This is a genomic window from Paenilisteria portnoyi (assembly GCF_014322795.1).
GTDB classification, from domain to species: domain Bacteria; phylum Bacillota; class Bacilli; order Lactobacillales; family Listeriaceae; genus Listeria_A; species Listeria_A portnoyi.
This window is the reverse complement of record NZ_JAASTT010000049.1, coordinates 1-940: the sequence shown is the minus strand read 5'-3', so window position 1 is coordinate 940 and position 940 is coordinate 1. Positions and strand designations below refer to the sequence as shown.

The window sequence follows — 940 nt, the reverse complement described above, 5'->3', positions numbered from 1 at the left end:
CTGCATTAAATCCTTTCCCACTACCAACCTCTCTCAACCCAGTCTCCACAGAAGTCATCAAACTTTCTACTTCCGTGAATAGTGTTGCTGATCTACCATTGTACGCCATTAACTTATCTAATTTCTCTTGTATCTCCCGTTTCTGATCTTCGTAAAACGGCAGAAAAGGATTAGCACTTATTCCAGTGCCTGCTAATGCAGTCGAGGAAGGCGCGAAGCACATATCACTCTCCTCTATCAAATCGCCTAACTGTCGAATCTGATTTCGTAGGGCATCTTCATGCAACGAATTTCCGTCCACCTCTGCCCGATATTCTTCCGCCAATTGCTTAGCGGCTTTTTGAAGTGCTTCGGCAAGCAATATAAATCCATTCGCAAGTGGTACATACGTTGCTTCGAAATATTGTTTCGCGCTGTCATATGCTTGGCCTTTTAAAGCGGTTTCTGCCGTAAATTGGGCGATTACTTCTTTGACTTTTTCCATTTCCGAGATGCGCGCTTGACACATGCTTTGAATCGCTGCGGCTTGCTCATCTGCACTCTCTAAAAACATATTCACACTCATTCGAGTTCCTCCCATGCTCGTTTTCTAGCACGATATAAGTCGTCTTCTTCTACTTCAAATGCCTGTATTTGGCGACGAACAGTTGCCTGTTGTTCTGCCAACATGTCAAAGGTTCCATGTTCTTCTCTTTGTAACTGCCATTTTCTATCGGCAACGCGATGTGCCATATCGCCTGTCCGCCAATAATCTTGCAACGTATCAAAAAAACGAGCCTTTCGGTGGACATGCATCCCCAACGCTTCTTCTGTACGCTTTAATTGGCGTTGTGTATTTTCTGCTTCATAGCTCGCTTCAGACAGACGGTTTATTTTCAGATTGATTTCGTCTACTTTATCCATCTGTTTACTCCCCCTTTTGCGCGAGCTGTTGATCCTG

At 44.4% G+C, this 940-nt stretch carries 2 protein-coding genes; both read right to left on the bottom strand.

What is annotated here, in order from left to right:
- On the bottom strand, nucleotides 1-565 hold a 565-nt coding region (locus HCJ66_RS15885), incomplete at its 3' end, for a T7SS effector LXG polymorphic toxin (protein WP_187134017.1).
- Nucleotides 562-903, bottom strand: a complete 342-nt coding sequence (locus HCJ66_RS15880) for a DUF3958 family protein (protein ID WP_187134016.1) — start codon at nucleotides 901-903, stop codon at nucleotides 562-564. The genes HCJ66_RS15880 and HCJ66_RS15885, both read right to left, overlap by 4 nt.
- Nucleotides 904-940: the final 37 nt, after the last annotated feature.